General features: G+C 59.8%; 27 protein-coding genes and 1 other RNA gene. 23 read left to right on the top strand and 5 right to left on the bottom strand.

Going from position 1 to position 25397, the window contains the following annotated elements:
* Nucleotides 1–20 precede the first annotated feature (20 nt).
* Nucleotides 21–1136, top strand: a complete 1116-nt coding sequence (locus tag E2F43_RS02415; RefSeq protein ID WP_133209273.1) for a hypothetical protein — start codon at nucleotides 21–23, stop codon at nucleotides 1134–1136.
* Here E2F43_RS02415 and E2F43_RS02410 read toward each other — a convergent pair.
* Entirely contained in the window at nucleotides 1127–1441 is a 315-nt protein-coding gene (locus tag E2F43_RS02410; RefSeq protein WP_133209272.1) for an MGMT family protein, read from the bottom strand. The two genes, E2F43_RS02415 and E2F43_RS02410, sit on opposite strands and share 10 nt — an antisense overlap.
* Before the next feature lie 34 nt (nucleotides 1442–1475).
* Between E2F43_RS02410 and E2F43_RS02405 the strand changes: the two genes are divergently transcribed.
* The 19 genes from E2F43_RS02405 to rnhB all read left to right on the top strand — a co-directional run bounded on the left by E2F43_RS02405 (nucleotide 1476) and on the right by rnhB (nucleotide 19854).
* Nucleotides 1476–2522, top strand: coding sequence for a DUF481 domain-containing protein (locus tag E2F43_RS02405; RefSeq protein WP_165954159.1), 1047 nt, complete (start codon nucleotides 1476–1478; stop codon nucleotides 2520–2522).
* Nucleotides 2523–2578: 56 nt separating this feature from the next.
* Complete coding sequence (locus E2F43_RS02400) at nucleotides 2579–3004, top strand: FxsA family protein (RefSeq protein ID WP_133209270.1); 426 nt, start codon at nucleotides 2579–2581, stop codon at nucleotides 3002–3004.
* Nucleotides 3005–3210: 206 nt separating this feature from the next.
* Nucleotides 3211–3501 (top strand): co-chaperone GroES, encoded by a 291-nt coding sequence (locus E2F43_RS02395; RefSeq protein ID WP_133209269.1) that lies wholly within the window; start codon nucleotides 3211–3213, stop codon nucleotides 3499–3501.
* A gap of 52 nt (nucleotides 3502–3553) precedes the next feature.
* Nucleotides 3554–5197 (top strand): chaperonin GroEL, encoded by a 1644-nt coding sequence (groL, locus tag E2F43_RS02390; RefSeq protein ID WP_133209268.1) that lies wholly within the window; start codon nucleotides 3554–3556, stop codon nucleotides 5195–5197.
* A gap of 421 nt (nucleotides 5198–5618) precedes the next feature.
* A complete protein-coding gene (locus E2F43_RS02385; RefSeq protein WP_133209267.1) occupies nucleotides 5619–6314 on the top strand; it encodes a crotonase/enoyl-CoA hydratase family protein in 696 nt (231 codons plus the stop codon).
* Nucleotides 6315–6369: 55 nt separating this feature from the next.
* Complete coding sequence (locus E2F43_RS02380; RefSeq protein ID WP_133209266.1) at nucleotides 6370–6996, top strand: urate hydroxylase PuuD; 627 nt, start codon at nucleotides 6370–6372, stop codon at nucleotides 6994–6996.
* A gap of 147 nt (nucleotides 6997–7143) precedes the next feature.
* Nucleotides 7144–7869, top strand: coding sequence for a UMP kinase (gene pyrH, locus E2F43_RS02375; RefSeq protein WP_133209265.1), 726 nt, complete (start codon nucleotides 7144–7146; stop codon nucleotides 7867–7869).
* Between the two features lie 27 nt (nucleotides 7870–7896).
* Nucleotides 7897–8454, top strand: a complete 558-nt coding sequence (gene frr, locus E2F43_RS02370; RefSeq protein ID WP_133209264.1) for a ribosome recycling factor — start codon at nucleotides 7897–7899, stop codon at nucleotides 8452–8454.
* A 31-nt stretch (nucleotides 8455–8485) separates the two neighbouring features.
* The gene (uppS, locus tag E2F43_RS02365; protein WP_133209263.1) at nucleotides 8486–9268 is read left to right on the top strand and encodes a polyprenyl diphosphate synthase; all 783 of its coding nucleotides are present in this window, start codon (nucleotides 8486–8488) and stop codon (nucleotides 9266–9268) included.
* Nucleotides 9261–10097: a phosphatidate cytidylyltransferase gene (locus E2F43_RS02360; RefSeq protein WP_133209262.1), complete on the top strand. Its 837-nt coding sequence runs from the start codon at nucleotides 9261–9263 to the stop codon at nucleotides 10095–10097. The genes uppS and E2F43_RS02360 overlap by 8 nt, the downstream gene beginning before the upstream one ends.
* Nucleotide 10098: 1 nt before the next feature.
* Nucleotides 10099–11313 (top strand): 1-deoxy-D-xylulose-5-phosphate reductoisomerase, encoded by a 1215-nt coding sequence (ispC, locus tag E2F43_RS02355; RefSeq protein WP_133209261.1) that lies wholly within the window; start codon nucleotides 10099–10101, stop codon nucleotides 11311–11313.
* On the top strand, nucleotides 11313–12668 hold the full coding sequence (gene rseP / locus E2F43_RS02350) for an RIP metalloprotease RseP (protein ID WP_133209260.1): 1356 nt from the start codon (nucleotides 11313–11315) through the stop codon (nucleotides 12666–12668). Before ispC ends, rseP begins: the two co-directional genes overlap by 1 nt.
* A 63-nt stretch (nucleotides 12669–12731) precedes the next feature.
* Entirely contained in the window at nucleotides 12732–15314 is a 2583-nt protein-coding gene (gene bamA / locus E2F43_RS02345) for an outer membrane protein assembly factor BamA (RefSeq protein ID WP_420820763.1), read from the top strand.
* A gap of 27 nt (nucleotides 15315–15341) precedes the next feature.
* Nucleotides 15342–15860: an OmpH/Skp family outer membrane protein gene (locus tag E2F43_RS02340; protein WP_238946708.1), complete on the top strand. Its 519-nt coding sequence runs from the start codon at nucleotides 15342–15344 to the stop codon at nucleotides 15858–15860.
* 7 nt (nucleotides 15861–15867) lie between these two features.
* Nucleotides 15868–16881, top strand: coding sequence for a UDP-3-O-(3-hydroxymyristoyl)glucosamine N-acyltransferase (gene lpxD / locus E2F43_RS02335; RefSeq protein WP_133209258.1), 1014 nt, complete (start codon nucleotides 15868–15870; stop codon nucleotides 16879–16881).
* Between the two features lie 17 nt (nucleotides 16882–16898).
* Complete coding sequence (gene fabZ, locus E2F43_RS02330) at nucleotides 16899–17330, top strand: 3-hydroxyacyl-ACP dehydratase FabZ (protein WP_133209257.1); 432 nt, start codon at nucleotides 16899–16901, stop codon at nucleotides 17328–17330.
* The gene (lpxA, locus tag E2F43_RS02325; RefSeq protein ID WP_133209256.1) at nucleotides 17327–18097 is read left to right on the top strand and encodes an acyl-ACP--UDP-N-acetylglucosamine O-acyltransferase; all 771 of its coding nucleotides are present in this window, start codon (nucleotides 17327–17329) and stop codon (nucleotides 18095–18097) included. The genes fabZ and lpxA overlap by 4 nt, the downstream gene beginning before the upstream one ends.
* Entirely contained in the window at nucleotides 18087–19256 is a 1170-nt protein-coding gene (gene lpxB / locus E2F43_RS02320) for a lipid-A-disaccharide synthase (RefSeq protein ID WP_238946707.1), read from the top strand. Before lpxA ends, lpxB begins: the two co-directional genes overlap by 11 nt.
* The gene (gene rnhB, locus E2F43_RS02315; RefSeq protein ID WP_133209255.1) at nucleotides 19249–19854 is read left to right on the top strand and encodes a ribonuclease HII; all 606 of its coding nucleotides are present in this window, start codon (nucleotides 19249–19251) and stop codon (nucleotides 19852–19854) included. Before lpxB ends, rnhB begins: the two co-directional genes overlap by 8 nt.
* 15 nt (nucleotides 19855–19869) lie before the next feature.
* Here the strand turns inward: rnhB and E2F43_RS02310 are convergent, their stop codons facing one another.
* Genes E2F43_RS02310 through E2F43_RS02295 form a run of 4 tightly spaced genes read right to left on the bottom strand, consistent with a single transcriptional unit; the run spans nucleotide 19870 to nucleotide 23244 of the window.
* The gene (locus tag E2F43_RS02310; RefSeq protein ID WP_133209254.1) at nucleotides 19870–20445 is read right to left on the bottom strand and encodes a BON domain-containing protein; all 576 of its coding nucleotides are present in this window, start codon (nucleotides 20443–20445) and stop codon (nucleotides 19870–19872) included.
* 6 nt (nucleotides 20446–20451) lie between these two features.
* Nucleotides 20452–21036, bottom strand: coding sequence for a D-sedoheptulose-7-phosphate isomerase (locus E2F43_RS02305; protein ID WP_133209253.1), 585 nt, complete (start codon nucleotides 21034–21036; stop codon nucleotides 20452–20454).
* Nucleotides 21037–21049: 13 nt separating this feature from the next.
* Nucleotides 21050–21409 (bottom strand): YraN family protein, encoded by a 360-nt coding sequence (locus tag E2F43_RS02300; protein ID WP_238946706.1) that lies wholly within the window; start codon nucleotides 21407–21409, stop codon nucleotides 21050–21052.
* Between the two features lie 38 nt (nucleotides 21410–21447).
* On the bottom strand, nucleotides 21448–23244 hold the full coding sequence (locus E2F43_RS02295; RefSeq protein WP_165954158.1) for a penicillin-binding protein activator: 1797 nt from the start codon (nucleotides 23242–23244) through the stop codon (nucleotides 21448–21450).
* A gap of 68 nt (nucleotides 23245–23312) precedes the next feature.
* Here E2F43_RS02295 and rsmI point away from each other — a divergent pair, with 68 nt between their 5' ends.
* The 3 genes from rsmI to mraZ all read left to right on the top strand — a co-directional run bounded on the left by rsmI (nucleotide 23313) and on the right by mraZ (nucleotide 25395).
* The gene (gene rsmI, locus E2F43_RS02290) at nucleotides 23313–24149 is read left to right on the top strand and encodes a 16S rRNA (cytidine(1402)-2'-O)-methyltransferase (protein WP_133209250.1); all 837 of its coding nucleotides are present in this window, start codon (nucleotides 23313–23315) and stop codon (nucleotides 24147–24149) included.
* 31 nt (nucleotides 24150–24180) lie between these two features.
* Nucleotides 24181–24523: RNase P RNA component class A (rnpB, locus tag E2F43_RS02285), an RNA gene on the top strand.
* Nucleotides 24524–24939: 416 nt separating this feature from the next.
* On the top strand, nucleotides 24940–25395 hold the full coding sequence (mraZ, locus tag E2F43_RS02280) for a division/cell wall cluster transcriptional repressor MraZ (RefSeq protein ID WP_133209249.1): 456 nt from the start codon (nucleotides 24940–24942) through the stop codon (nucleotides 25393–25395).
* Nucleotides 25396–25397: the final 2 nt, after the last annotated feature.

Here is a 25397-nt window from a genome sequence, read left to right as displayed (position 1 = left end):
GGATGAGAGAGGCTTTTGGTTTGAAAAAATTGGTTTTGCATATCGGTATGGCCAAGACCGGCACCAGTTCCATCCAGGCGTCTCTGGGCCAGGGATCGCCATTGCTCGCCGAGCAGGGGGTCTATTACCCTGATTGGAAACCGTTCAATCACTCCTTCGATTTTACGGTCCTTTTTCTGGAAGATCCCAGCGATAGCATTTATTACCAACAGCTGTCACCCATCGGCGATGAAGCCTGGCAGGCGGAGTTACAACGCCTGAACGATCAATGGCGGGCGTTTTTTTCCACGCCGGGGGAGGGCGTCTGGATCGTGTCCGCGGAGAATCTGGGCCGCCTGTCAAAGCAGGGCCTAGCGGCGCTCAAGACCTTTGTTGAGCCGTTTTTTGATGAAGTTCGGGTGGTGGCCTATGTGCGAGATCCATTGCAGGCATTGAAGAGCCTGTGGGAACAGAACGTCAAGGAGCTGAGCGACCCGATGTCCGCGCAGGCGCTGTTGCGGCTGACCAAGCGGCGGCAGAATTACCGGTTTTTCCAGCGCTGGATCGAGGCTTTTGGTCGTGACCACTTTGTGCTGAGGCGGTTCGATCCGGACAGCTTTGCCGGTGGCAGCCTGCTTGTCGATTTTTTCCAGGCCGCGCAGGTTGAGCTTGAGGGTGAGCTGGAATTGCCGGAACGCGAGGCCAACCAGTCCTTGGGCGATGAAGGTGTCGCCCTGCTGCTGGCAATGAACAACCGCTACCCCCTGTATCGTGACGGGCAGCATAACACCGAGCGAGGCCTGTCACGCCGACAGCATCTTTTTTATGAGGCCATGCGCCAGGCTGGCGCGGCGCCCCTGTCCCTGGATGTAAAATTCAATGAGGAAGAAGCGGAGCGCTTCAATCTCAAGATCAGCTACCTCAACTCGCTGTTGCCCCCGGGTGAACAGTTCACTGAGGTTGCCGCCAGTGAAGAAGAGACCCTGCTGCCCGATGCCAGCCAGGTTCCGGCCGATTACGCTGTGGAACTGATCAATAACCTGAGTCAGTTGGTGGACCAGGTGGCAGACAGGTGCGATCACCTGCAGAGAAAGTTGCAGGCACTGGAGGAAGAGGCCGAAAAACAGGGCGGTAATGCCGACGGTGATCAGGGTTGAAAGGCGCGGAACCGGCGCAAATCCACAGCGCCGTTGGCCTTGAACACAACGCCCTCTGCCTCCAGCCGCTCCCGTTGGGTATACTGTGAGGAGGAACCCGGCGGCAGCGAAATACCTCCCTGGGCATTGACCACCCGGTGCCAGGGTATCCGGGTGCCTGTCGGCAGGAGCTTCAGGGCGCGGCCGACTCGACGGGCGGCTCCTGGCAGGCCGGCCTGGGCGGCGACATCGCCATAGGTGGCGACCTTGCCCGGGGGGATGAGGGCAACAACCTGCCAGATACGCTGGTTAATGTCGGGTTCCATAGTCAACTTTAAAAATTCGATTCACGGGAAATCAATGTACAAAAAAGCGAGTCAGCCCCGATGGCATATCGGGCGCTTTTTTTCCGTTTCATGCCTGTTGCTGGCTGCTGCAAGCCCGGCCCTGGGTGATCGTCTGCACTTCAGTGACGGGGAGTCTATCACCGGTGCCCTGGTGAGCATATCCGAGGGTAACGTGCAGTGGACTTCGGCGATTCTCGGGGAACTTGCTATCGGCCTGAATCACGTTTCCTTCATCGAATCCGGATCCCATTTCGATCTGCAGAAAACCAGCGGTGAACTCAACAATTGCTGGATGTTTATCCAGCGTAACAAGCAGTTTCTGCACTGTGACCAGGGCGTGATGACCCTGTCGGACTGGAAACTGGTGGTGGCGGCCGGTGAGACGATAATCGAGCCGCAGCCCTTTCTGCAGCAGAAAGGTTCGCTTATCCTGGCGTTGGAAGATGCTGCTGGTAACACCGACATCACCAAGTACGACATCAATGCCCGTACCGAGCTGCGTTTTCTCGACACTCGCCATACCCTCGCGGCACGCTATCAGGATGAGAGTTCCAACGGGCAAAAGACCCGGCAGAGTTGGCTGGGCACCTATCAATACGACCAGTTTTTTACCGAGCAATGGTTCGCCACCGGGAATGCGGCCTATGAGGAAAACGAGTTTCGCGACCTGGAAAACCGCTCCACCGTCGGTATGGGAATGGGTTACCAGTTCCTGGAAACGGCTTACTTCGACCTGCTCGGCAAGGGCACGCTCAACTACGTTAACGAAAATATTACCGGCGGCCAGAATCGGGAACGCCCGGCATTTCTCTGGAACCTGGATTTCGCCTGGCGGGTGAACGAGGAGGGCATGGAGGTCTTTCATCGCCATGCCGCGCTGCAGTCTTTTCAGCAGGGGGCCGACTGGGAACTGACCACGACCACAGGATTCAAATACCCGATTAATGGTGTCTTCAGTTCGATTTTTCAGCTGGAATACAATTACGACAACCTGCCGGCTGAAGAGGGGATCGACAAGGTGGACCGTAAGTGGTCCGTCGGGGTTAACTACGACTGGTAGCGCCGCGCTTGTAATTCCCGCCCTCGCCCCCATACTCATCGTCAGGGAGAGTATTTATGCGATTGTTTTTTCTACTGCTACCCTGGCTGGAGTTGTTCACCCTCATCCAGTTGGGAATAGAGACCAGCGCCCTTACTGCCGTCCTCTACGTGTTTGCCACCCTGGTCCTGGGGCTGGTGGTGTTGCGCCGTCAGGGCCGGCAGATGTTCGAGCGCCTGCAGGGCGTGCAGCAGGGCCGGGTGTTGGGCGTCGACCTGCTGATGGACGATATGGCCATGGGCCTGGCGGGACTGTTGCTGATATTCCCGGGCATAATTTCCGACGTTGCCGCCCTGGTCGTCATGATCGGTCCGCTCAGGCGACGTCTCGCCAGGGCCCTTGGGGCCCCCCAACCCGAACCTTATGCCCCCGGGCGTGATTTTGACAGTGAAATCACCATCGAGGGGCAGTTCACTCGCGTGGACGAGGATAAAAAGCCCTAACTATCTGAATATCCTGAAAAAATTGGTGATTTTCTCACCTCCGCAAGCGCCCCGGCTGCGCTGACTTTTCCCGCCTTCGGTGCCATTTTTAGCACTCTCGCAAAAAGAGTGCTAATTGGGCCTTGAAAAGTATTTTTGCCGCCCCCATTGACCTAGCAACCCCCCCTGGGGCCTCTCATAAAACTGTCACTAGGAGATAAAGACACATGAGTATCCGTCCGTTGTACGACCGCGTGGTCGTTCGTCGTAATGCAGAGGAAGAAACTACCGCCGGTGGTATCGTGCTGCCCGGTTCTGCCAAGGAAAAGCCCAACCAGGGTGAAATCGTAGCCGTGGGTGAAGGCAAGGTGCTGGACAATGGCGAACTCCGCCCCCTGGCCGTCAAGGTTGGCGACACCGTGGTTTTCGGCCAGTACGCCGGCAGCAATACCATCGAGATCGATGGTGAAGAACTGATCATCATGGGTGAAAGCGAAATTTTCGCTGTTGTCGAGTAAGACACCACCCGAACTCACCCGTCAAAGATTTAGTAATTTAAGGATCTAGAAAATGGCAGCTAAAGACGTATTGTTTGGCGACGACGCTCGCTCCCGCATGTTGAATGGCGTGAATATTCTCGCCGACGCCGTAAAGGCAACCCTGGGCCCCAAGGGCCGTAATGTAATCCTGGACAAGTCCTTCGGCGCACCTACCGTGACCAAGGACGGTGTTTCCGTGGCCAAGGAAATCGAGCTGAAAGACAAGTTCGAGAACATGGGCGCGCAAATGGTCAAGGAGGTAGCCTCCCAGGCTTCTGACGCCGCTGGTGACGGCACCACGACCGCCACCGTACTGGCGCAGTCCATCGTCAACGAAGGCCTCAAGTCCGTGGCCGCAGGCATGAACCCCATGGACCTCAAGCGCGGTATCGACAAGGCCGTTATCGCAGCGGTTGCTAAAATCCAGGAAGCCTCCATTCCCTGTGAAGACACCAAGGCGATCGCCCAGGTAGGCACCATTTCCGCCAACTCCGACTCCCAGGTCGGCGACATCATCGCCGAAGCCATGGAGAAAGTTGGCAAGGAAGGCGTAATCACCGTCGAGGAAGGTTCCGGTCTGGAGAATGAGCTGGACGTGGTGGAAGGTATGCAGTTCGACCGCGGTTACCTCTCTCCCTATTTCATCAACAACCAGGACAGCATGAGCGTTGAATCAGAAGCGCCCTACATCCTGCTGGTTGACAAGAAAATCTCCAACATTCGTGAACTGCTGCCCCTGCTGGAGCAGGTAGCCAAGGCGTCCAAGCCGCTGGTTATCGTTGCCGAGGATGTTGAAGGCGAAGCCCTGGCCACCCTGGTGGTGAACAACATGCGCGGTATCGTGAAAGTTGCTGCCTGTAAGGCACCTGGCTTCGGCGACCGCCGCAAGGCCATGCTGCAGGACATCGCCATCCTGACGGGCGGTACTGTGATCTCCGAGGAAGTGGGTCTGGATCTGGAATCCGCCACCCTGGAGCACCTGGGTAGCGCCAAGCGGGTCACCATGGACAAGGACAACAGCACCATCATCGACGGTGCTGGTGATGCTGCGGCGATCCAGGCCCGTGTTGGCGAGATCCGCACCCAGATCGAGAACACCTCTTCCGATTACGATCGCGAGAAACTGCAGGAGCGTGTGGCCAAGCTGGCTGGCGGTGTTGCGGTCATCAAGGTGGGTGCTGCCACCGAGATCGAGATGAAAGAGAAGAAAGCCCGGGTTGAAGACGCCCTGCACGCCACCCGTGCTGCGGTTGAAGAGGGCGTGGTTGCCGGTGGTGGTGTTGCCCTGGTGCGCGCTATCGCCGCTATCGCTGACCTGAAAGGTGACAACGAAGACCAGAACCACGGCATCGCGGCTGCGCTGCGCGCCATGGAAGGTCCGCTGCGCCAGATCGTCGGCAACGCCGGTGATGAAGCCTCTGTGGTGTTGGACAAGATCCGTCAGGGCGAGGGTAATTACGGCTACAATGCCGCCACTGGCGAGTACGGCGACATGATCGAGATGGGTATCCTGGATCCCGCCAAGGTCACCCGTACCGCGCTGCAGGCCGCAGGCTCCGTTGCCGGCCTGATGATCACCACCGAGGTGATGGTCGCTGATTCGCCTGAAGAAGGCGGCTCTGGCCCAGCAATGCCCGACATGGGCGGCATGGGCGGCATGGGCGGCATGATGTAAGCCCAGCTTCCCTGGAACGCTAAAAACCCGGCTTCGGCCGGGTTTTTTTTGTGCGATTCCCCTTCTACTGCAATGCTCTGAAGGAGCATGAATGCCAAGCGGCCTTCTTCCAGTTAGATTCCAGGATCCATTACCTATGCTTTCGGTGAAGCCCCGAGTCGCCGGAGAAGTGCCTGAACTTTCCGTCTTGTACACGCGGCCCTCCGGGCTGCCCTCGGTCGGTCGCGAGCCGAAAAGCGTCGTCTCGCTCCTCTTCCTTGGCGCGCACTTGCGACGAAAAGTTCAACCGCTTCCCCGCCTCGCTTGGCAAAAATATACCGAAGTCGCGCAGCCACTGGCTTGGACTAAAACTGGCCATACCGCCCCAGTTGCTCTAACGTATGCCCCCGGTGACCGATCACTGAATAACAGGAGCTGCCCCGTGACTGACGTCGTTAAATTCGTCGAAGAAGAGAAGTATTGCCTTATAACCCTGGATGACGGCAAGGCCAACGCCGTGTCGTTTGCCCTGCTTGACCAGTTAAATGCGGCGCTCGATACAGCCGAAGCAGCGGGCAGGCCCGTTATCATCAGCGGCCGCCCGGGCAAGTTTTCAGCGGGCTTCGATCTGAATGTGATGGGGCAGGGCGGTGAGCAGATGATGGAGCTCTTGGCCGGTGGTGCCGCATTGGCCCGTCGACTGCTCCAGTTCCCCACCCCGGTGGTATTGGCGGTCACGGGCCATGCCCTGGCCATGGGCGGCATCATGCTGATGTGTGCCGATTACCGGATTGGGACGGCTGGAGAGTTCAAGCTGGGGCTGAACGAGGTGGCCATCGGCATGGTGATGCCCCACTTTGGGGTGGAAATCGCCCGCGCCCGGCTCGATCCGGCGCACTTTGAGTTAGCGCTTAATTGTGCCCACATATACGATGCTGACGGCGCCGTGGAGGCGGGTTATCTGGATGAAGCCATGGATTCCGGGCAGGTGATGGCTCGCGCCAAAGCCGTTGCCAGCCAGCTCAACGAGCTTGACATGGACGCACACAGGCGGACCAAGGCGCGAGTGCGGGCTCCGCTGATGGCAGCCCTGGACGTCGGTATGGAAAAGGATTTCGCCGCCGGTGGCGGCCTGTAAACGGCGGTGTGTATAATAAGCCGGCACACACACAACAATTAGAGGGGTTAGGTGCATGAGTAGCATAGTTCTGGAATTTGTATTTCGCTGGGCGCACGTCCTGTTCGGTATTGTCTGGATAGGCATGCTGTATTACTTCAACTTCGTACAGACGGAGTATTTCAAGGAGGCTGAGGCCGATGCCAAGGCTGACGCGGTCAAGAAGCTGGCACCCAGGGCATTGTGGTGGTTCCGCTGGGGGGCAATGTTCACCTTCCTCACCGGTCTTAGCCTGTTGCACCAGATCGGCGCCACAGCCAATATTCTCAGCATGCCGGCCATCTGGATGGGCGCGTTGGCGGGCACCCTGATGTTCCTCAACGTATGGCTGATCATCTGGCCCAATCAGCAGATTGTTATCGGACTGAAAGAGGGGGATGGCCCGGCGGCCGCTGCCAAGGCGGGGCTGGCATCGCGCACCAATACCCTGTTCTCGGGCCCCATGCTGTTCGGGATGCTCGCTTCCAAACACCTGCCGGTGGAAGCTGGCGCTCTTGGCTTTGGCGCCTGCGTGGTCCTGATCCTCGCTCTGGAAGTCAATGCCCTGATCGGCAAGACCGGCCCCATGACCAGCGTCAAGGGTGTTATCCACTGCAGTATTGGTCTTACCGCAGTGGTCTGGGCGCTGCTGGCCTTCCTGTAAGTCACCGGCGCACGATGACCCGCCCGATTCCCCGGGCGGGTTTTTTGTTTCTGCCCGGGGATTCCGGGCCGGTCGATTTCGGCAAATTCCCACTGGGGAAGGCGGTCGTTGTGCTGTAAGATACGGCCCCAGTTCAGGAGAGGTTTTATGGCCCAGGCATCCGGTGACAGGAAATACAAACGCATATTATTGAAGCTCAGCGGCGAGGCGTTGACCGGCAAGGAGAATTTTGGCATCGATCCCCGGGTGCTGGACCGCATGGCACTTGAAATCGGGCAGTTAGTGGGAATTGGCGTACAGGTTGGCCTGGTGGTTGGCGGCGGCAACCTGTTTCGTGGTGCCGCGCTTCAGGCGGCGGGCCTGGACCGGGTAACGGGAGACCATATGGGTATGTTGGCCACGGTGATGAACGCCCTGGCCCTGAGGGATGCGTTGGAGCGTTCCAATATTTCCACCCAGGTCATGTCCTCGATTCCCATGAGCGGGGTAGTAGATCACTACGACAGGCGCAAGGCCATTCGGGCCTTGAGCAATGGCGATGTGGTCATTTTTTCTGCCGGCACCGGCAACCCCTTCTTTACCACCGATTCGTCGGCCTGCCTCAGGGGTATCGAGGTGGAAGCAGAACTGGTGTTGAAGGCCACGAAAGTGGACGGCGTCTATTCTGCAGACCCCATGAAGGTGGCAGACGCTATCAGGTACGAGCGACTCACTTACGATGAGGTGCTTGACAAGAAACTGGAGGTCATGGACCTCACCGCAATCTGCCTGTGCCGGGATCACAATATGCCGGTACGGGTATTTGAAATGGAGAAACAGGGCGCGCTGCTGAATATTGTTCGCGGCGGTGACGACGGCACCCTGATCGAGTGATCGTCTGCCCCCGGAGGAAGTAAAAGAGTGATTGACGACATCAAGAAAGAAGCGAAAGAGCGCATGGAAAAGAGCCTCGATGCGCTGAGCCACAATTTCAACAAAATTCGCACCGGGCGCGCCCACCCCAGCCTGCTGGATGGCCTGCGCGTGGAGTACTACGGCTCGGACACGCCGCTGAACCAGGTCGCCAACGTGAACGTGGAAGATGCCCGCACGTTGTCGCTCACTGTCTGGGACAAGACCATGATCCCGGCCATTGAAAAAGCAATTATGAAATCCGACCTGGGCCTGAATCCGGCCACTGCCGGCGAGGTCATTCGCATTCCCATGCCCATGCTTACCGAAGACACACGCAAGGGCTATATCCGCCAGGCGCGGCATGAGGCCGAGTCGGCGCGCGTATCCGTGCGCAATGCGCGTCGTGACGCCAATGGCATGCTCAAGGAACTGGAGAAGGACAAGGAAATCAGCGAAGACGATGAACGCCGTGGCCAGGATGAAATCCAGAAACTCACCGACCGCTATATCGCCGAGGTCGAGAAAATGTTGGCTGAAAAAGAAGCCGACCTGATGGAGATCTAGAGTCCGGCTACCCCCGGATTCAGTGACTCCCATGCCCGCCAATTCTTCGCGCAGTGGCAACAGTGACGCAAGCACGGCGGTGATTCCGCGCCATGTCGCCATCATCATGGATGGCAATAACCGCTGGGCAAAACGCAATGGTGTGCCCGGCCCCGCCGGCCATCGCGCCGGCGTGGAAGCGGTTCGCAATGTCCTGCGCGCCTGTCGTAAACACGGGGTGCAGGTGCTTACGGTATTTGCCTTCAGCAGTGAGAACTGGGGGCGTCCGCTGCCGGAAGTGCGGGCCCTGCTGGCCCTGTTGTCGCGCTATTTGCGCAGCGAAGTGCGTGAATTGGACAAGGATGGCATTCGCCTGCGTTTTATCGGTGAACGTTCCCGCTTCAGCACCCGTCTGCAGCGGCTGATGCAGCAGTCAGAACACATTACCGCCGGCAACACCGAGGCCACGCTGGTCATTGCGGTGGATTACGGCGGACAGTGGGATATTACCCAGGCAGCCCGGAAACTGGCTGAGCAGGTTGAAGCGGGCGCCATGAAGGCCAGTGAGATTACGCCCGAGCTGCTGGGCCAGCAGGTCTCTGCTGCCGACCTGCCGCACCCCGACCTCTGCATCCGCACCGGAGGTGATGCCCGGATCAGCAATTTCATGCTCTGGCAATTCGCCTATAGCGAACTCTACTTCACCAACACGCTGTGGCCGGATTTCGGCGAGCTGGAATTTGCTCGTGCGCTGGCGGATTACAGTCGCCGGGAGCGCCGCTTCGGGCTGCGGGAGTCTGACGGTATAGTGGCCGGTGGTGAGATCGATGCTTAAGCAACGGGTGGCTACCGCGCTCATAATGGCCGGCCTGTTCGTCGCTGGCGTTATCTTCCTGCCGCTGAAGGCGCTTGCCGCCGTATTTGCCCTGCTGGTTCTGGCCGGCGGCTGGGAGTGGTCGCGGTTGGCCGGATGGGAGTCCGTCGTGGGGCGGGGGCTGTTCGTGCTTGTCCTGGGCGCAGTTATGCTGCTGCTGTACGTCCACTGCCAGCTGGGTGAAGGGCCGACCCGGGAGCGGGTACAGCCGGTGCTTGGCCTGGCCTGCCTGTGGTGGTCCTTCGCCCTGCTTTGGGTAAAGAGTTACCCGGGCAGTGCAGTCATGTGGAGCAACAGCCTGATGCGCAGCCTGATCGGCCTGTTGATTCTGGCTCCAGCCTGGATGGCGGCGGTGTACCTGTTGAGCTTCCCGCGGGGAGGCCTGCTGGTGGCGATCATGGTGGTGGTGGTTGCCGCAGCTGACATCGGCGCCTACTTTGCCGGCAAGTCGCTGGGCAAGCACAAAATGGCGCCGGAAGTCAGTCCCGCCAAGACCTGGGAAGGATTCTGGGGTGGTGTGCTGGCGGTGATTCTGGTCGGCTTGCTGCTGTGGTACCTGCGGCCAGCGCACAGTGCGCATATCAGCCTGGTGTCGGTGCTGGCGGTTGTGCTGGCCACCAGTCTCGCCTCGGTCGTGGGCGACCTGTCCGTGAGTATGGTCAAGCGGGAGAGTGGTGCCAAGGACAGTGGCAGTCTGTTGCCGGGCCACGGCGGCGTCCTGGATCGGCTGGACAGCCTCTGTGGCGCTGCTCCGGTGTTTGCCCTGGGCCTATTGCTGGCGGGTTGGTGAAATGAACACAGCGCCACGCCTGGTCAGCGTCCTGGGGTCCACCGGCTCTATCGGTGTCAGTACCCTGGATGTGATTGCCCGGCACCCCGGGGAATTCTCGGTCTATGCCCTGGCTGCCAATCGTTCGGTGGATGCCCTGCTCGAGCAGTGCCTGACATTCCAGCCGCGCTTTGCGGTGATGATGGATGAAACGGCGGCACAGCGGCTCAGCGAGCGCCTGCCGGCGGATTGCCCCACTGAAGTTTTGCAGGGGGAAAGCGGGCTGAGCGCAGTGGCGAGCGCCCCAGAAGTGGACAGCGTGATGGCCGCTATTGTGGGCGCGGCAGGGCTGCCCTCTACCCTGGCAGCGGCCAGGGCCGGCAAGACCCTGTTGTTGGCGAATAAGGAATCACTGGTGATGGGCGGCCACCTGCTGATGCAGGCGGTGCGCAAATCCGGCGCCAGACTGCTGCCTATCGACTCAGAGCACAACGCGATTTTCCAGTGTATGCCGGTGAAACAGGGCGCCCGGCCGGATCTTGCCGGGGTCAGCAAGGTCCTGCTTACCGCCTCTGGCGGTCCGTTCAGGACCTGGTCTTTCGAACAGATGCGCGAAGCCACGCCGGATCAGGCCTGCGCTCATCCCAACTGGTCCATGGGGCGGAAGATTTCAGTGGACTCCGCCAGCCTGATGAACAAGGGCCTGGAATTTATCGAAGCATGCTGGATTTTCGACCTGGCACCCGACCTGGTAGAGGTGGTCGTGCATCCCCAGAGTATTATCCACTCCATGGTGCAGTACCTGGACGGATCAGTGCTGGCGCAGATGGGCAATCCCGATATGCGTACCCCCATCGCCTACGGCCTGGGCTGGCCGGAGCGCATGGCTTCCGGGGTGGCACCGCTGGATCTGGTGGCCGCGGCGCGGCTGGATTTTGAGGCGCCGGACGAGGCCCGCTTCCCCTGTCTGCGGCTGGCCCGCGAGGCGGTGGCGGCGGGCGGCACGGCCATGGCGGTATGCAACGCTGCCAATGAAGTGGCGGTTGACGCCTTTCTCGCCGAAAACCTTCGCTTTACCGCGATTCCGCAGCTGATTGAGGGGGTATTGGAGCGGGTGAGCATTGTTGAACCCGACAGCCTGGCTGTGGTCGAAGCAGCAGACGATGAAGCGCGGGCTGTCGCCCGCGATCTGCTGGGTCAGTTGACCGGTAGAACCACAGAAGTGAATCTAGCCTGATGGATATCCTGTACACCGTTCTCATTACACTCGGCACGCTGGCGCTACTGGTTGCCGTGCACGAGTACGGGCACTTCTGGGTGGCGCGTAAATGTGGGGTCAAGGTGCTGCGGTTCAGCATCGGTTTCGGCAAGTCGCTGGGCAGCTGGACGGATAAGCAGGGCACCGAGTACAGCGTGGCAGCGATCCCGCTGGGCGGTTACGTCAAGATGCTCGACGAGCGGGAAGGCGAGGTACCGGAAGCACTGCGTGATCAGGCATTTAACCGTAAGCCGGTGTTGCAGCGTATTGCCGTTGTTGCAGCCGGGCCGCTGGCAAACCTGGCCCTTGCAGTGGTCGCTTACTGGTTCCTTTTTCTCTCCGGCGAAAGCGGCTACGCACCGGTCATTGGTGAGGTTGAGGCAGGCTCTGTTGCGGATGTGGCCGGACTGGAGGCGGGCCAGGAAATCGTCGCCGTCGACGGCCAGAACACGCCGACCTGGCAGGCGCTGAGTTTCGCCCTGCTGGACAGGATAGGTGATACCGGAACCATCAGGTTTACCGCGAAATACGCCGGCTCGGACATGCTGTATGAGTCGGAAGCCGGTATCAGTCGCTGGCTGTCTGATCAGGATGAGCCGGATCTGTTTGGCGGGCTCGGGCTGGTGATGTATACCCCCGAGGTACCGCCGGTGGTCGACACGATTGTTGAGGATGGTCCCGCAGAACGCGCCGGGTTGCAGCCGGGAGACCGTATTCTGAGTGCCGACGGTGTGTCCATGGATAAGTGGATGGACTGGGTCAGGCACGTGCGCGCCCGCCCGGGAGAGGCCATTACCCTCGAGTACGAGCGCAATGGGAGTCTGCAAACAGGCGTCATAACGCCGGAACGGATCACTGACGAAAACGGCGAGCCCTTCGGCCGGGTCGGAGTAAGCGTGGCCATTCCCGAGATGCCCGAGGAGATGGTTCGCAGGTTCAACCGGGGCCCACTGGAAGCCGCGGGGGCTGCGGTGGTCCGAACCTGGGACCTGATGGGCTTCACCGTCAACTCCATCAAGAAAATGATCATGGGCCTGATATCGCCAAAAAACTTGAGCGGCCCTATCACCATTGCTAAAGTGGCGTCCGCTTCAGCCAAGTCCGGCCTGGAATCGTACATCGGCTTCCTGGCCCTGCTCAGTGTCAGCCTCGGGGTATTGAACCTGCTGCCCATACCGGTACTGGATGGGGGGCACCTGCTGTTTTACACCATAGAGCTATTGGCGGGGCGCCCCGTACCTGAGAAAATACAGGCCCTCGGCTACCAGGTAGGCCTATTCCTGGTGCTGGGTATGATGATGCTGGCCCTTTATAACGATTTTACACGCCTGTAACCGTTACGGTAGACAGATACAACAATAGCCATCAGGCGTAACCCGTTGATTGAGTGAATTTTGATTAGACGACTGAGCAACTACCTGTCACTGGTGCTGATTTTGCTGGCGCCACTGGCATGGGCAGAGACATTCCAGATCTCCGACATCCGGGTGGAAGGGCTGCAACGTATTTCAGCCGGCAGCGTTTTCGCGGCGCTGCCCGTGGGCGTGGGCGACACCGTCGATGAATACGCTATCCGCGCCTCCGCCCGCAGCCTGTTTGCGACCGGAAACTTCGATGACATTCGTATTGGCCGTGACGGCAACGTCCTGGTCGTGGTGGTGGCAGAACGTCCCAGTATCAGCGAAATCAATATCGAGGGTAACAAGGCCATTGAAACAGAGGCCCTGCTGGACGGTCTCAAGGGTGCCGGTCTGGCGGTGGGGCAGGTTTTCCAGCGCTCCACACTGGAAGGCATGCAGATGGAATTACAACGCCAGTACGTGCAACAGGGCCGCTACGACGCCGCCATCGAGACCGAGGTGCTGCCCGAACCCCGCAACCGGGTGTCGATTAATATCGACGTTGACGAGGGCACGGTTGCCGCCATCAAGCACATTAACGTGGTGGGTAACGAAGTTTTCAGCGACGACGAGCTGGAGGAGATTTTTGAGCTGAGGACGACCGGCTGGTTGTCGTTCTTTACCAACGACGACAAGTACTCCAAGGAAAAGCTTACCGGCGACCTGGAGAGTCTCACATCCTACTACATGGACCGTGGCTACCTGCAGTTCCGCATCGATTCTACCCAGGTTTCGGTGTCACCCAACAAGGAAGAAGTCTATATCACCGCCAATGTGACCGAGGGTGACAAGTTCACCGTCGGTTCTGTCGACCTGTCCGGTGACCTGGTGCTGCCGGAAGAGGACCTGCGTCGATTCCTGCTGGTGGCCGAGGGCCAGACCTTTTCCCAGCAGCTGGTGACTTCCACCGAGGAATACATGACCCGTCGCCTGGGCAATGAGGGCTACAATTTCGCCAAGGTGACCGGTATCCCCGAGGTGGAAGAGGGCAGCAACGTGGTCGCGATGAAGTTCTTTGTCGATCCAGGCAAGCGCACCTATGTCCGCCGGATCACCTTCAAGGGCAACCTGAAAACCGCGGATGATGTGCTGCGTCGTGAAATGCGGCAGATGGAGAGCGCCCCGGCCTCGGCTTCCGCCATTGAACAGTCCCGCGTCCGGCTGGAGCGGCTGGGCTACTTCAGTCGCGCAACCGTGGAGACGCCCCAGGTTCCCGGTCATGACGACCTTATCGATGTTGAATTTGAAGTGGAGGAACAGTCCTCTGGCAGCATCGGCGCCAGCTTCGGTTACGCCCAGGACGCCGGTCTGATTCTTGGCCTGAACCTGCAACAGGATAACTTCATGGGTACCGGCAAGCGCGTCGGCATTAACCTGAACTCCTCCCGCTACCAGGACCTTTATAACTTCAGCTACACCAACCCCTATTTCACCGAAGACGGTGTCAGTCGCGGATTCAACGTTTTCTACCGTTCCACCGACCTTTCCGAGGTGAACGTGGCAAGTTACACCACCGATACCTTTGGCGGCGCTCTCAACTTCGGCTACCCGATCAAGGAAACCCAGCGACTGGGCTTCAGCTTCGGTCTATCTGACACGGAGATCACCGCGGGACGTTTCGCTGTTCAGGAAATCAAGGCCAGCCCACGGCTGCTGGACGGTGTCGATGACTGGTTTGAAAGCACGCAGCAGGATGACGGCAGCTTCTCCGATGTGGAATCCATTATCCCCATCGAAGACCTGCCCTTTGAGCAACTGACAATCCCCGAGGAGCCGGGCTTTCTTGATGAAAATGGCGATAATTTCCTCAACTGGACCATTACCTCCAGTTGGAGCCAGTCCACCCTGAACCGCGGGCGGATGGCAACCCGGGGCACGGCAAACTCCGTGTCACTGGAGGTTGCAATGCCGGGTTCCGACCTGGAGTTCTACAAGCTGAATTACCGCGGGGAAATCTATTTCCCGGTCACGGCGACGTGGACCCTGCGCCTGCGCGGCGAGCTCGGCTATGGCGATGGCTACGGTGACACAACCGAACTGCCTTTCTACGAGCACTTCTTTGCCGGTGGCTTTGGCTCCGTGAGAGGTTTCGAAAGCAATACCCTGGGTCCCCGATCCACCGCGGCCGAGCTTTATACCACTCGCCAGCCGGTAACGGGCATTGATGAGGACGGTAACGCCGTCGAAGTGGGTGGGCCCAACGGACGCGAGTTCGGTTACGTTTCCCGGGACGGTAAGTTGCTGGTTGAAACCCTGCGTGACGATCCCGACCCCTTTGGCGGAAACGTCTTGATCGAAGGCAGTGCGGAGTTGTTATTCCCCCTGCCATTCATCAAGGATCGCAGCAAGCTGCGTTCTGCTTTTTTTGTGGACGTGGGCAACGTGTTTAATACCAAATGCGCTTCCAGCCAGATCAACTGCTTTGATGTGGATGCGGACGAACTGCGCTATTCGGTGGGTGTTGGCGTGACCTGGATCACCGGCTTTGGCCCCATGACTTTCAGCCTGGCCAAACCTCTTAATGCGGGTCCGGAGGACGAGGAAGAAGCCTTCCAGTTCACCCTGGGCCGCGGATTCTGATTTTACTTGGAAAACCTGGAGAAAAACGTGTTGAAATTTTTAAAAGTTAGCATTGTCGCACTGGCCTTTACCCTGCCGGCCGCCGCCATGGCGCAGGGGAAAATCGCTGTGGTGAACCTGCAGGAGGCCATTTTGCAGACGGATCTCGCGCAAAAGCGCCTGAACGAGGTCCGCAACCAGGAGGACTACAAGGCCGACAAGGCCGAGTTCGACAAACTCAAGAAGGAGTTCGACGACCTGGTGCAGAAATTCCAGAAAGACGCAGCCGTGATGAGCCAGGAGCAGCAGGTTGCCGCTCGCCAGAAGCTGGCCAGCAAGCAGTCAGACCTCGAGCACGTTACCGGCAAGTTGCAGCAGGCCGAACAGGGCGCCGGGCAGATGTTGCTGCAGGAAATGTCACCCAGGGTACAGGAAGTGTTGCGCGAATTAATCGCCACCGAGGGGATTGGCCTGTTGCTGCAACGCGCTTCCGTGATTCATGCAGATGCTGGCTACAGCATTACCGCCAAGGTCACCGACAAGCTGAACCAACTGCCTGCGGAGTAAACCTGGCGTGTTCACCCTCGGGGAGTTGGCGCAGCGCTTCGACCTGCAACTGGCAGGAGATGCCCAGCACCCCGTATCGGGGCTGGCGACCCTGGCCGGGGCGGGGCCTGAGCAGGTCAGTTTTCTGGCCAACAACAAGTATGCCGACCAACTCGCGACGACCCGGGCAGCAGCGGTAATCATCCATCCCGACCTGGTCGAGCAGTGTCCGGTCGCGACCCTTGCCACTGCAGATCCCTACCTGGCATTTGCCCGAATGACCGCGGTCTTCGATCGCTCCCCTGCCGGTAGCGCCGGCATCCATCCGACAGCCTGTGTGTCAGGGCTGGCACAGGTTGCCGCAACTGCATCAGTTGCGGCCAGCGCAGTCATTGAGGCGGGCGCTGTGATCGGCGAAGGCGTCAGCATCGGCGCCAACAGCTATGTTGGTGAAAACAGCCGGGTGGGCGCCAACTCACGGATAAATCCGGGCGTGGTTATTTATCACGATGTGCAGCTGGGTGAGGGCTGTGTCGTTCACAGCCAGGCGGTGTTGGGCGCAGATGGCTTTGGTTTTGCCCCGTCGGAGAACGGTTGGGTGAAAATCCACCAGCTGGGCGGTGTCCGTATCGGCTGCCATGTGGAAATCGGCGCCTGTACCACCATCGATCGAGGAGCGCTGGAGCATACTGTCGTCGAGGACGGCGTTATCATCGATAACCAGGTGCATGTCGGTCACAATTCTCGCATCGGAAAAAATACCGCGATCGCCGGTTGCACCGGTATAGCCGGAAGCACGATTATAGGCGCTAATTGCACCATCGCGGGGGGGGTGGGCTTTGTGGGCCATATTGAAATCTGCGATGGCGTGCACGTCACGGGCATGACCATGGTAACCCGTTCAATTAAAGAGCCTGGCGTGTATTCCTCTGGCGTGCCTATGGCAACAAACAGGGACTGGCGCAGGAACGCGGTCCGATTCTCCCAGCTGGAGAGCATTCACAAGCGGCTCGTCGCCCTGGAGAAAGGCGGCGAACCCTAGAACAAGGATATCCGCCCATGATGGACATTGATGAAATTCGCGAGTACCTGCCTCACCGATACCCTTTTTTACTGGTCGATCGGGTGGTGGAGCTCAACCTTGGAGAGTCCATCGTCGCCTACAAGAACCTGAGTATCAACGAACCGTTTTTTGACGGCCATTTTCCGCAAAAACCCGTCTTTCCCGGTGTGCTTCTGCTGGAGGCCATGGCTCAGGCGGCAGGCATCCTCGGCTTCAAGAGCTTGGGCAAGACCCCGGCGGATGGCTCCATGTATTATTTTGTCGGTGCCGATAACCTGCGTTTCAAACGCCCCTGCGTCCCGGGCGACCGGGTGATGCTGAGAGCGTCCATCGTCTCGGATCGGCGCGGCATCTGGAAATTCAATGTCAGTTCCGACGTGGACGGAGAACTGGCTGCGTCTGCCTCTATTCTCTGTGCAGATAGATGATCCACGAGGCGGCCATCGTCGACCCCGGGGCACGTCTGGCAGATGATGTCTCTGTCGGTCCCTGGAGTTTGATTGGCGCCGATGTGGAGATTGGACCCGGTACCGTTATCGAGCCCCACGTGGTGATACGCGGGCCGACCATCATCGGCGCAGGCAATCACATCTACCAGTTTTCCAGCATTGGCGAGGCCACGCCGGACCTCAAATACCGCAACGAACCAACCCGGCTCGTCATCGGCGATAACAATATTATTCGCGAGAATGTAACCATTCACCGGGGTACCGTGCAGGATCGGTCGGAGACCACCATCGGCAATGACAATCTGATCATGGCCTATGTGCATATCGGCCACGACTCTGTCCTGGGTAACAACACTATCCTGGTGAACAATACGGCTCTGGCAGGACATGTGCATGTAGGCGACTGGGCGATTCTCAGCGGCTATACCCTCGTTCACCAGTTCTGCAAGATCGGCGCCCACAGTTTCAGTGGCATGGGCACTGCTATCGGTAAGGATGTGCCGGCTTATGTCACCGTGAGCGGTTCACCGGCAGAAGCCAAGACCATCAATGTGGAAGGGCTGCGACGTCGCGGATTTTCCGCTGATGCTATCGGCCAGCTGCGACGCGCATTCAAGATTCTCTATCGACAGGGACTCACCCTGGAGCTCGCCCTGCAGCGGCTGGAAACCATGCTGCGGGAAACGCCGGAAGTGCAGGTTCTGATCGACTCTGTTCGCGCCTCGGAGCGAGGCATTGTTCGCTGAAACTGGCGGCACGTTGCGTATCGGGGTACTGGCGGGCGAGGCATCGGGTGACATTCTGGGAGCCCGGGTACTGGAGGCGCTCTCGCGGCATTACGACCGGGTCATTATCGAGGGTATAGGCGGCCCACTGATGGAGGCCCAGGGCCTTCGCAGCATGTTTCCCATGGAGCGACTGTCGGTCATGGGATTCGTCGAGCCCCTGAAACGTCTTCCCGAACTGTTGCGAATTCGGCGAACTGTCTTCGAGCATTTTCGCGATAACCCGCCTGATCTTTTCCTGGGCATTGATTCGCCGGATTTCAATCTGCGGCTGGAGCGCAAGCTGCGGGAGTGTGGTATCAAAACGGCACACCTGGTCAGTCCATCGGTCTGGGCCTGGCGTCAGGGGCGCATCAAAAAAATAAAAAAGTCCGTCGACCTGATGCTCTGCCTGTTTCCTTTTGAACTGCAGATCTACCGGGACAATGGTGTCCCGGCAGAGTTTGTCGGCCATCCACTGGCCGATGAACTGCCGTCGCGCGTGGATAAAGTGTCCGCGCGCCAGGCGCTGCAGCTTCCGGTACACGGCAAACTGCTGGCCCTGTTGCCGGGGAGCCGTGGCGGGGAGGTGCGCAGGCTGGCTCCTGTTATGCTGGGAGCAGCCAGGCTTCTGTGGCAGCAGAACCCGCAGCTGAGGTTCGCCCTGCCTGCGGCCAACGCAGCGCGGGAGCAGGAACTGCGCGCGCTCCTCGCCGAACAGGCCGACCTGCCGATTACCTTGATCTCAGGCAGGTCTCGAGAGGTGATGGCGGCCGCTGATACCGTGTTACTGGCCTCGGGTACGGCCACCCTGGAAGCTGCCCTGGTGAAGCGCCCGATGGTGGTTACCTACCGGATGGCTGCATTCTCCTGGTGGCTGGTCACCCGGCTGGTAAAAATCAGTTTCGCGGCCTTGCCCAACGTGCTGGCGGGACGCTCGCTGGTGCCTGAACTGCTGCAGGACGCGGCGACACCGCAAGCGACCGCCGCTGCGGTGGCGCCGCTGTTGTCCGGCGATGCATCGGGGGAGCAACTGCAGGCCTTCGACCAGATCCACCAGCAATTGAAGCAGGGTTATGCCGGGAAGAGTGCGCTGGCACTGCAGCGGCTGGCCAGCGGCGACGGAGTCTCCCATGGATGACCTGTTTCAGGTGGATTATGAGGGGCCCGATATTGCCGGTGTCGACGAGGTCGGTCGAGGCCCCCTCGCCGGGGATGTTGTGGCTGCGGCGGTGATTCTTGATCCGGCGAGGCCGATAGCGGGGTTGCGGGATTCCAAGAAACTGAGTGAGTCACGGCGAGAGGCACTGGCCAGTGTGATTCGTGAACGTGCGACCGCCTGGGCAGTGGCAAGAGCCTCGGTGGCGGAAATTGATGAGCTCAATATTCTGCAGGCATCGCTACTGGCGATGAAACGGGCGGTAGCGGCATTGACGCCGCAACCGGGCTATGTGCTGGTGGATGGCAACCGCTTGCCACGTTGGTCCTATCCGTCGGAACCGGTGATAAAAGGCGATGATCGGGTACCTGCCATTGCCGCAGCGTCGATTCTGGCCAAGGTCCAGCGCGACGGCGAACTGATTGCGCTGGAAAAGGCTTACCCCGGCTACGGCTTTGCCGCACACAAGGGTTATCCTACGGCCGCACACCTAAACGCCCTGAAGACCCTCGGCGTGACTCCGGTGCATCGGCGCAGTTATGCGCCAGTGCGTGAGATTATCGAGGCTGGCGGGGACTGAACCGGGCTCTGCGGGTCAGTCCAGCAACTCGAACAGTTTTACCACCCGTTGTACCCCGGAGGTATCCGCGGCTTCCGCCGCGATGCGCTCTGCTTCCTCACGGCTGGCCAGGCCCATCAGGTAGACGACGCCGTTTTCCGTGACCACTTTCACCCGGTTGCCCTGGATGTCGGGGCTGGCGAGCAAAAAGGACTTTACCTTGCTGGTGATCCAGGCATCTGAGGTCCGGGTCATGCCTGAACTGGGGGCTGCGACTTCAAGTTCGTTGTAGATGCGCCGCACGCCACGCACCTCTTTTACCACCCGGGTCGCCTGGTCTTTCAGCGCCTGGGTTGGCACCTGGCCGGCAATCAGCACGTAGCCGTTGTAACTGACGATAACCAGGTGTGCGCTGTCGAAAGCGTCGTTGGAGCCGCGCACGTTAACCATGGCCTTGGTCTCGATATTTTCATCCTCGATCATCCGACCCAGGGTGCGTTCGCCCTCGTCCTCTTCGATAGGGTCGACTTCCATGGTTGCCAGCAGGCTGCCGCAGCCGCCGAGAGCCAGCAGGCTCAGGTAGAAGAGGGTGAGAAACAGTCGTTGCATCATGTCTTGTTATTCCTGGTCGAAATTGCCAAAAAGGTTTGTTTCTATCAACTGGCAGAGACTTAACGCCACCATGGTGTGCAGTTCCACACAGCGCGTGCGCTGTCGGGCCTGGACCGCAATGTGAACATCGCCAGCGTTCAGGGCGGCGGCAATCGCCTCGTTGTGAGCGTTGCCCATGACGATGACGGGCATGCCCGTTTCCCGCGCGGCGTGCAGTGCGCCGAGGCAGGCCGGTTCCCCGCTTCCACTGTCAATCACCAGCAGCAGATCACTGTCCCGGGCCAGTGCCCGAACCTGCCGGGCGTAGGCGTCACCGGCGGATTCATCCTGTACCTCGGCTCCCGCAGCGAGATTAAACGCAGGCAGGGCCGGTCGTTCCCGCTCGGGGTTTTCCAGCAGCAGGCTGCAGACCAATTGCGCCATCGCCGCGTCAACGCCGCGGCCGCAACAGAAGATCTTGCCGTCGTTGAGCAGGACCTGGGTGATCATTTCGCTGCCGCGGGCAATGGGGTCGGCCAGATGGTCTACCGACATTGCGACCGTTTCCATGGTCTGCTGGAAGCGGCTGGCGATAATCTGGTAGTGATCCACACGGTCCCCTGTTTCAGTTGGTGAATGCCCCCGGAATCCAGCGCGGGGTGTCCTGTGCCCGGGATTGTGGCGGTTCGAAGGCAATGACGTCAAATCGGCAGGGCAGTTGCGCCAGTTTTGGGTGTTGCTGCAGAAAGAACTGGGCTGTGCGCAGCAGCTTTCGCTGCTTGCGCAGGTCTACCGAGGCCGCCGCGCTGGAGAATCTCGGGTTTCCCCGGGACCTCACTTCGACAAACACCAGGTATTGGTGGTGCCTGGCGACGAGGTCTATCTCGCCGCAGCGACAGCGGTAATTGGTTTGCAGAATCCTTAGCCCCTGATCCTGCAGAAAGCGGGCCGCGCGCGCCTCGTAGTGGGAGCCTTTGCCAATCACCGAAATCTCTCCGTCTGCTGTCGGAGAGCAAAGTCTACCTACAGTGGACGCAGTTGGTCGCCATCAAAAATGGCCGCTGGAAGCTCCCTTTCCATCTGCAGTTGCGGGTTCAGGCTGAGTAGTCCGGTGTCGCCTGAAATGAGCGCGTCCGGCCCGGCCCGCAACTGGCCCAGCCGCGACTGTAGCAGGTAAGCGTCTGCTCCCAGCGCATTGAGCCTGGTGTAGTGATCGCTGTTGGCTTCGCTCAGCAATGCGCGCAGCGGTGGATTGGAACCCAACAACCAGGGCAGGTCGACGATGATCGTCGCGTCCAGGTCCTTGTCGCGCGCGTCGGGGCGGGCACCGTACACGCTGGAACTGGCATACACCGGCAGTGCGCCGGCATAGTGAAATGCCAGCAGGGGTTTAATGGCGCGGGCCTCGTCAGGGGTGCGACTGAGCATGAAAATGGCATCCAGGTCAGCCCGGCGACGGGGGGTAAATTCAACATTGGTCGCCAGCATATCCCTGACCTGGCGTCTGCGTTGTTCGCTGGCCTCGATGCCCAGGCCACTTTTAACCCCGGCGGAGTAGTCGTCCTGGCCGGTATAGGAAATGCTTGTGGCAATACTGCCGCCCAGTTCACGCCACTGGCGAGCCAGGCTGATTTCCATTTTCTCGCCCCAGCTGCCTGCCGGCCTGAGAATCAGGGCCCTGCGGGCGCCGTCACCAAAAGCCAGTCGGGCGAGTTGTTGCGCCTCGTCTTCCGGCGCCAGGGCCATTTGTACCAGCGCCGCACCGCCCGGAGTCGTTACCGTATCGATGCGGTTAAGGGCAATCGTGGGTACCGGTCGGTTGGCCTGTCCGGCCAGTTCGGTCACGGAATTTTTGCTCAGCGGGCCGATCACCATTTGGGCGCCCTGCCGGACGGCCTCGTAATAGGCCTCAGTGGCGCTGCCGTAAAGATCGGAATCGATCACTTCAATTTCGGCGGGCGCGTCGCCGGATTTCCTGGCCTCGAAGTAGCTGGCCAGGTAGCCGTCGCGTATCGCTTTTCCCGCTGGCGCCAGGCGCCCGCTCAGCGGCAGCACCAGCGCCACCTGGGCAGGGGCGGGCGCTGGATCGATCAGGTACTCCAGTCCTCCTGGCAGGGGGGCATTGGCGGGATGCCCGGGATGGGCGGCCTGCCATTGGGGCAGTTCCATCGCCAGCAGGTCGCGCGGCTCACCGGCAATCCTGGCAAGATCCAGCCAGCCCAGCCAGGTCTGGTCGGTGGCCTGCTTGCGGGCCGCATTGATATCCCCTGCGCTGCATCGCGCCAGGTCACGCCAGATACTGCGTTTGAGTGCCGGCTGATCTGCTGTCGGCGCAATGGTCATAATCCGCATGCCGAGATGCGCGCTCTCCAGGTAGGCGCGGCGCAGGCCCAGCAGATGCCGCTGGAAGTTGAGAACACGGTAGGCGATCGCGGGGTGCAGGCCCGGCCTGTCCAGCTCTGCCAGGCGGGCAGAGGCAGCCTGGGGGGCACCCCGCAGGTAGTCGACGCGGGCCAACAGGTACTGCCGGTAGGCGACATCGTCCGCGTCCAGCGGCTCCTCTGCCAGGCTCGCCAGGGCCGTGGAGGCGCTCATCCAGTCCAGTTGCACCAGCGCTTCGCCGGCGGCGGAGAACTGGGCCGCGTAGCGGGAGGCAGGCAGGGTGAGATTGGTGATCTCCGGCTCTGTTAGCGCTTGCGGCTCGTTGGCGGGGGCCTTGCCGGGCGTCTTGTCAGTGGGTGCGGTGCCACAAGCCTGAAGTAACAATGCCGCCAGCAGCAGTGCCAGCAGCTGGAAAAAATGGGTTTGTCTGTCGCTCATGCTATGCTGATTCGCTCGCCAATAGGGGATCCGTCCGGCGGACGGCATGCATAGTATAAGGGGAAAACGTGGAGTCAGGGCTCTATATTGTGGCCACGCCAATCGGCAACCTCGGGGATATCTCCAGCCGGGCCATTGAAGTGCTCAGGGGAGTGGACCTGATCGCCGCGGAAGATACCCGTCACAGCCAGCGATTGCTGCAACATTACGCCATCGACAACCGGTTGATCCCCTATCACGACCACAGCGATGGGCGCAGCCAGGACCGCATCTGCGAGTTGCTGGCCGCCGGGGGCAGCGTGGCCCTGATCTCCGATGCGGGGACACCACTGATTTCTGACCCCGGCTACCGGCTGGTGCGGGACATGCAGGCCAGGGGGTATATGGTGCGACCCGTACCAGGGCCCAGCGCGGTGATCGCGGCCTTGAGCGTCTGCGGCCTGCCTACCGACAGCTTCCGCTTTGAGGGTTTTCTGCCGGCGAAGCCCGGCACCCGGGAGAACAGCCTCAGGGCACTGGCTGATGAGGCGGCAACGCTGGTGTTTTACGAGGCACCTCACCGTATTGCCGACACCTTGCAGGCAATGCTGCGGGTGTTTGGTGGCGAACGGGAGGCGGTGCTGGCACGGGAAATCACCAAGACGTTTGAAACAGTGCGGCGGGCTTCCCTGGCAGGGCTGGTGGACTTCGTCAGTAGTGACGCCAATCAGCAGAAAGGCGAGATCGTATTGATAGTCGCCGGGCAGGTAGCCAGTGACACGACCCTGGATGCGGCTACGGCCAGGCTGTTGCGCGCCCTGGCGCGGGAATTGCCGGCAAAAAAGGCTGCCGCGCTGGTGGCGGAGCACAGCGGATTGCGGAAAAAGGATTTATACAACTACCTGCTGTCGGTAAAAGAGCATTGAGACTGCCCGCGGGTGCTGTTAGGCTTGCCGCCGAGTCGGTCAGGCGATCGCTCTCCACCTGGTGGAGGGAGGAAAGTCCGGGCTCCACAGGGCAGGGTGCCAGGTAACGCCTGGGGGGCGAAAGCCCACGGAAAGTGCAACAGAAAGTATACCGCCTGCCTCGGCAGGTAAGGGTGAAATGGTGCGGTAAGAGCGCACCGCGCGGCTGGTAACAGGCGCGGCGATGGTAAACCCCACCCGGAGCAAGACCAAATAGGAATCCTTCAGCCGTGGCCCGCGGTGGATTCGGGTAGGTCGCTTCAGGCAACCGGCGACGGTTGTCGCAGATGAATGGTCGCCCACGACAGAACCCGGCTTATCGACCGGCTCACTGAACACGGCCCCGCAGCGTTAGCGCGTTGCGGGGCTTTTTTGTGCCTGTTCTGTCACTGCCGCGGTGCTGGCGCTTGCCAGCCACGGGGAGGTCGGCGGTGGTCCCGCGGGCGGGAGCGGATTACCCTTATTCGATTTCGAACTAAAAAGCAGGAACAAAAATAAAAAATCAGCCTGTAACTTAAAGTAAATCCTCAGGAGTCTCTCTTATGGGGCTGTTTTGGTGGATTTTTTAGTTTCCAAAACTCTTCCAAATGACCTCGAAAAGTGCCGTAAAGGCCTGAATTTACAGTGTTTTTTAGCTCTCCCTGTGGTTGACGGGGGGAGGCGGGCGAGCCTATAGTGTCGAAAAGTGGATATAAGTGGGTAAATCTGTCTTTTTGTGGATATAGAAGACAGGTGAGTGGGGAAATCTGGCGTGTTTCGTGGAGTACAGCACATCAATATGGACGCGAAGGGGCGACTGGCGATGCCAGCGCGCCAGCGCGAGCCGTTGCTGTCCCGGTGCGACGGTCGAATTGTCATTACCATCGACACCCAGTCCAAATGCCTGGTGGTCTATCCGCTGCCCGAGTGGGAGCGAATCGAGCAGGACATCCAGGGGCTTCCTGCCCTCAATCCTGCGGTGAAGCGTTTCCAGCGCCTGGTGCTGGGCTATGCCACCGATATTGAACTGGACAGCAACGGCCGCCTGTTGTTGCCCCAGTCCCAGCGTGAATATGCGCAACTGGATAAGAAACTGGTCCTGGTGGGGCAGGGCAACAAGTTGGAAATCTGGTCAGAGGCCCTCTGGTTGGCCGAGCAGGAGCAGGCGCTGGCGGACTCCGGGCCCGATGCGGCACTGCCCGACGAACTTCTCTCCCTCAAACTGTAGGT

The sequence above is a fragment of the Seongchinamella unica genome, from assembly GCF_004354085.1.
Classification (GTDB): domain Bacteria; phylum Pseudomonadota; class Gammaproteobacteria; order Pseudomonadales; family Halieaceae; genus Halioglobus; species Halioglobus unicus.
The sequence above is the reverse complement of the archived record's forward strand: the minus strand, read 5'-3'. Positions and strand labels throughout refer to the sequence as shown.

Bases quoted from the DNA above. Each gene is read 5' to 3' on its own strand.
- E2F43_RS02410 (WP_133209272.1), bottom strand. From the start codon at position 1,441: ATGGAACCCGACATTAACCAGCGTATCTGGCAGGTTGTTGCCCTCATC.
- E2F43_RS02405 (WP_165954159.1), top strand. From the start codon at position 1,476: ATGTACAAAAAAGCGAGTCAGCCCCGATGGCATATCGGGCGCTTTTTT.
- E2F43_RS02400 (WP_133209270.1), top strand. From the start codon at position 2,579: ATGCGATTGTTTTTTCTACTGCTACCCTGGCTGGAGTTGTTCACCCTC.
- E2F43_RS02395 (WP_133209269.1), top strand. From the start codon at position 3,211: ATGAGTATCCGTCCGTTGTACGACCGCGTGGTCGTTCGTCGTAATGCA.
- groL (WP_133209268.1), top strand. From the start codon at position 3,554: ATGGCAGCTAAAGACGTATTGTTTGGCGACGACGCTCGCTCCCGCATG.
- E2F43_RS02380 (WP_133209266.1), top strand. From the start codon at position 6,370: ATGAGTAGCATAGTTCTGGAATTTGTATTTCGCTGGGCGCACGTCCTG.
- pyrH (WP_133209265.1), top strand. From the start codon at position 7,144: ATGGCCCAGGCATCCGGTGACAGGAAATACAAACGCATATTATTGAAG.
- uppS (WP_133209263.1), top strand. From the start codon at position 8,486: ATGCCCGCCAATTCTTCGCGCAGTGGCAACAGTGACGCAAGCACGGCG.
- E2F43_RS02360 (WP_133209262.1), top strand. From the start codon at position 9,261: ATGCTTAAGCAACGGGTGGCTACCGCGCTCATAATGGCCGGCCTGTTC.
- ispC (WP_133209261.1), top strand. From the start codon at position 10,099: ATGAACACAGCGCCACGCCTGGTCAGCGTCCTGGGGTCCACCGGCTCT.
- rseP (WP_133209260.1), top strand. From the start codon at position 11,313: ATGGATATCCTGTACACCGTTCTCATTACACTCGGCACGCTGGCGCTA.
- fabZ (WP_133209257.1), top strand. From the start codon at position 16,899: ATGATGGACATTGATGAAATTCGCGAGTACCTGCCTCACCGATACCCT.
- lpxA (WP_133209256.1), top strand. From the start codon at position 17,327: ATGATCCACGAGGCGGCCATCGTCGACCCCGGGGCACGTCTGGCAGAT.
- rnhB (WP_133209255.1), top strand. From the start codon at position 19,249: ATGGATGACCTGTTTCAGGTGGATTATGAGGGGCCCGATATTGCCGGT.
- E2F43_RS02310 (WP_133209254.1), bottom strand. From the start codon at position 20,445: ATGATGCAACGACTGTTTCTCACCCTCTTCTACCTGAGCCTGCTGGCT.
- E2F43_RS02295 (WP_165954158.1), bottom strand. From the start codon at position 23,244: ATGAGCGACAGACAAACCCATTTTTTCCAGCTGCTGGCACTGCTGCTG.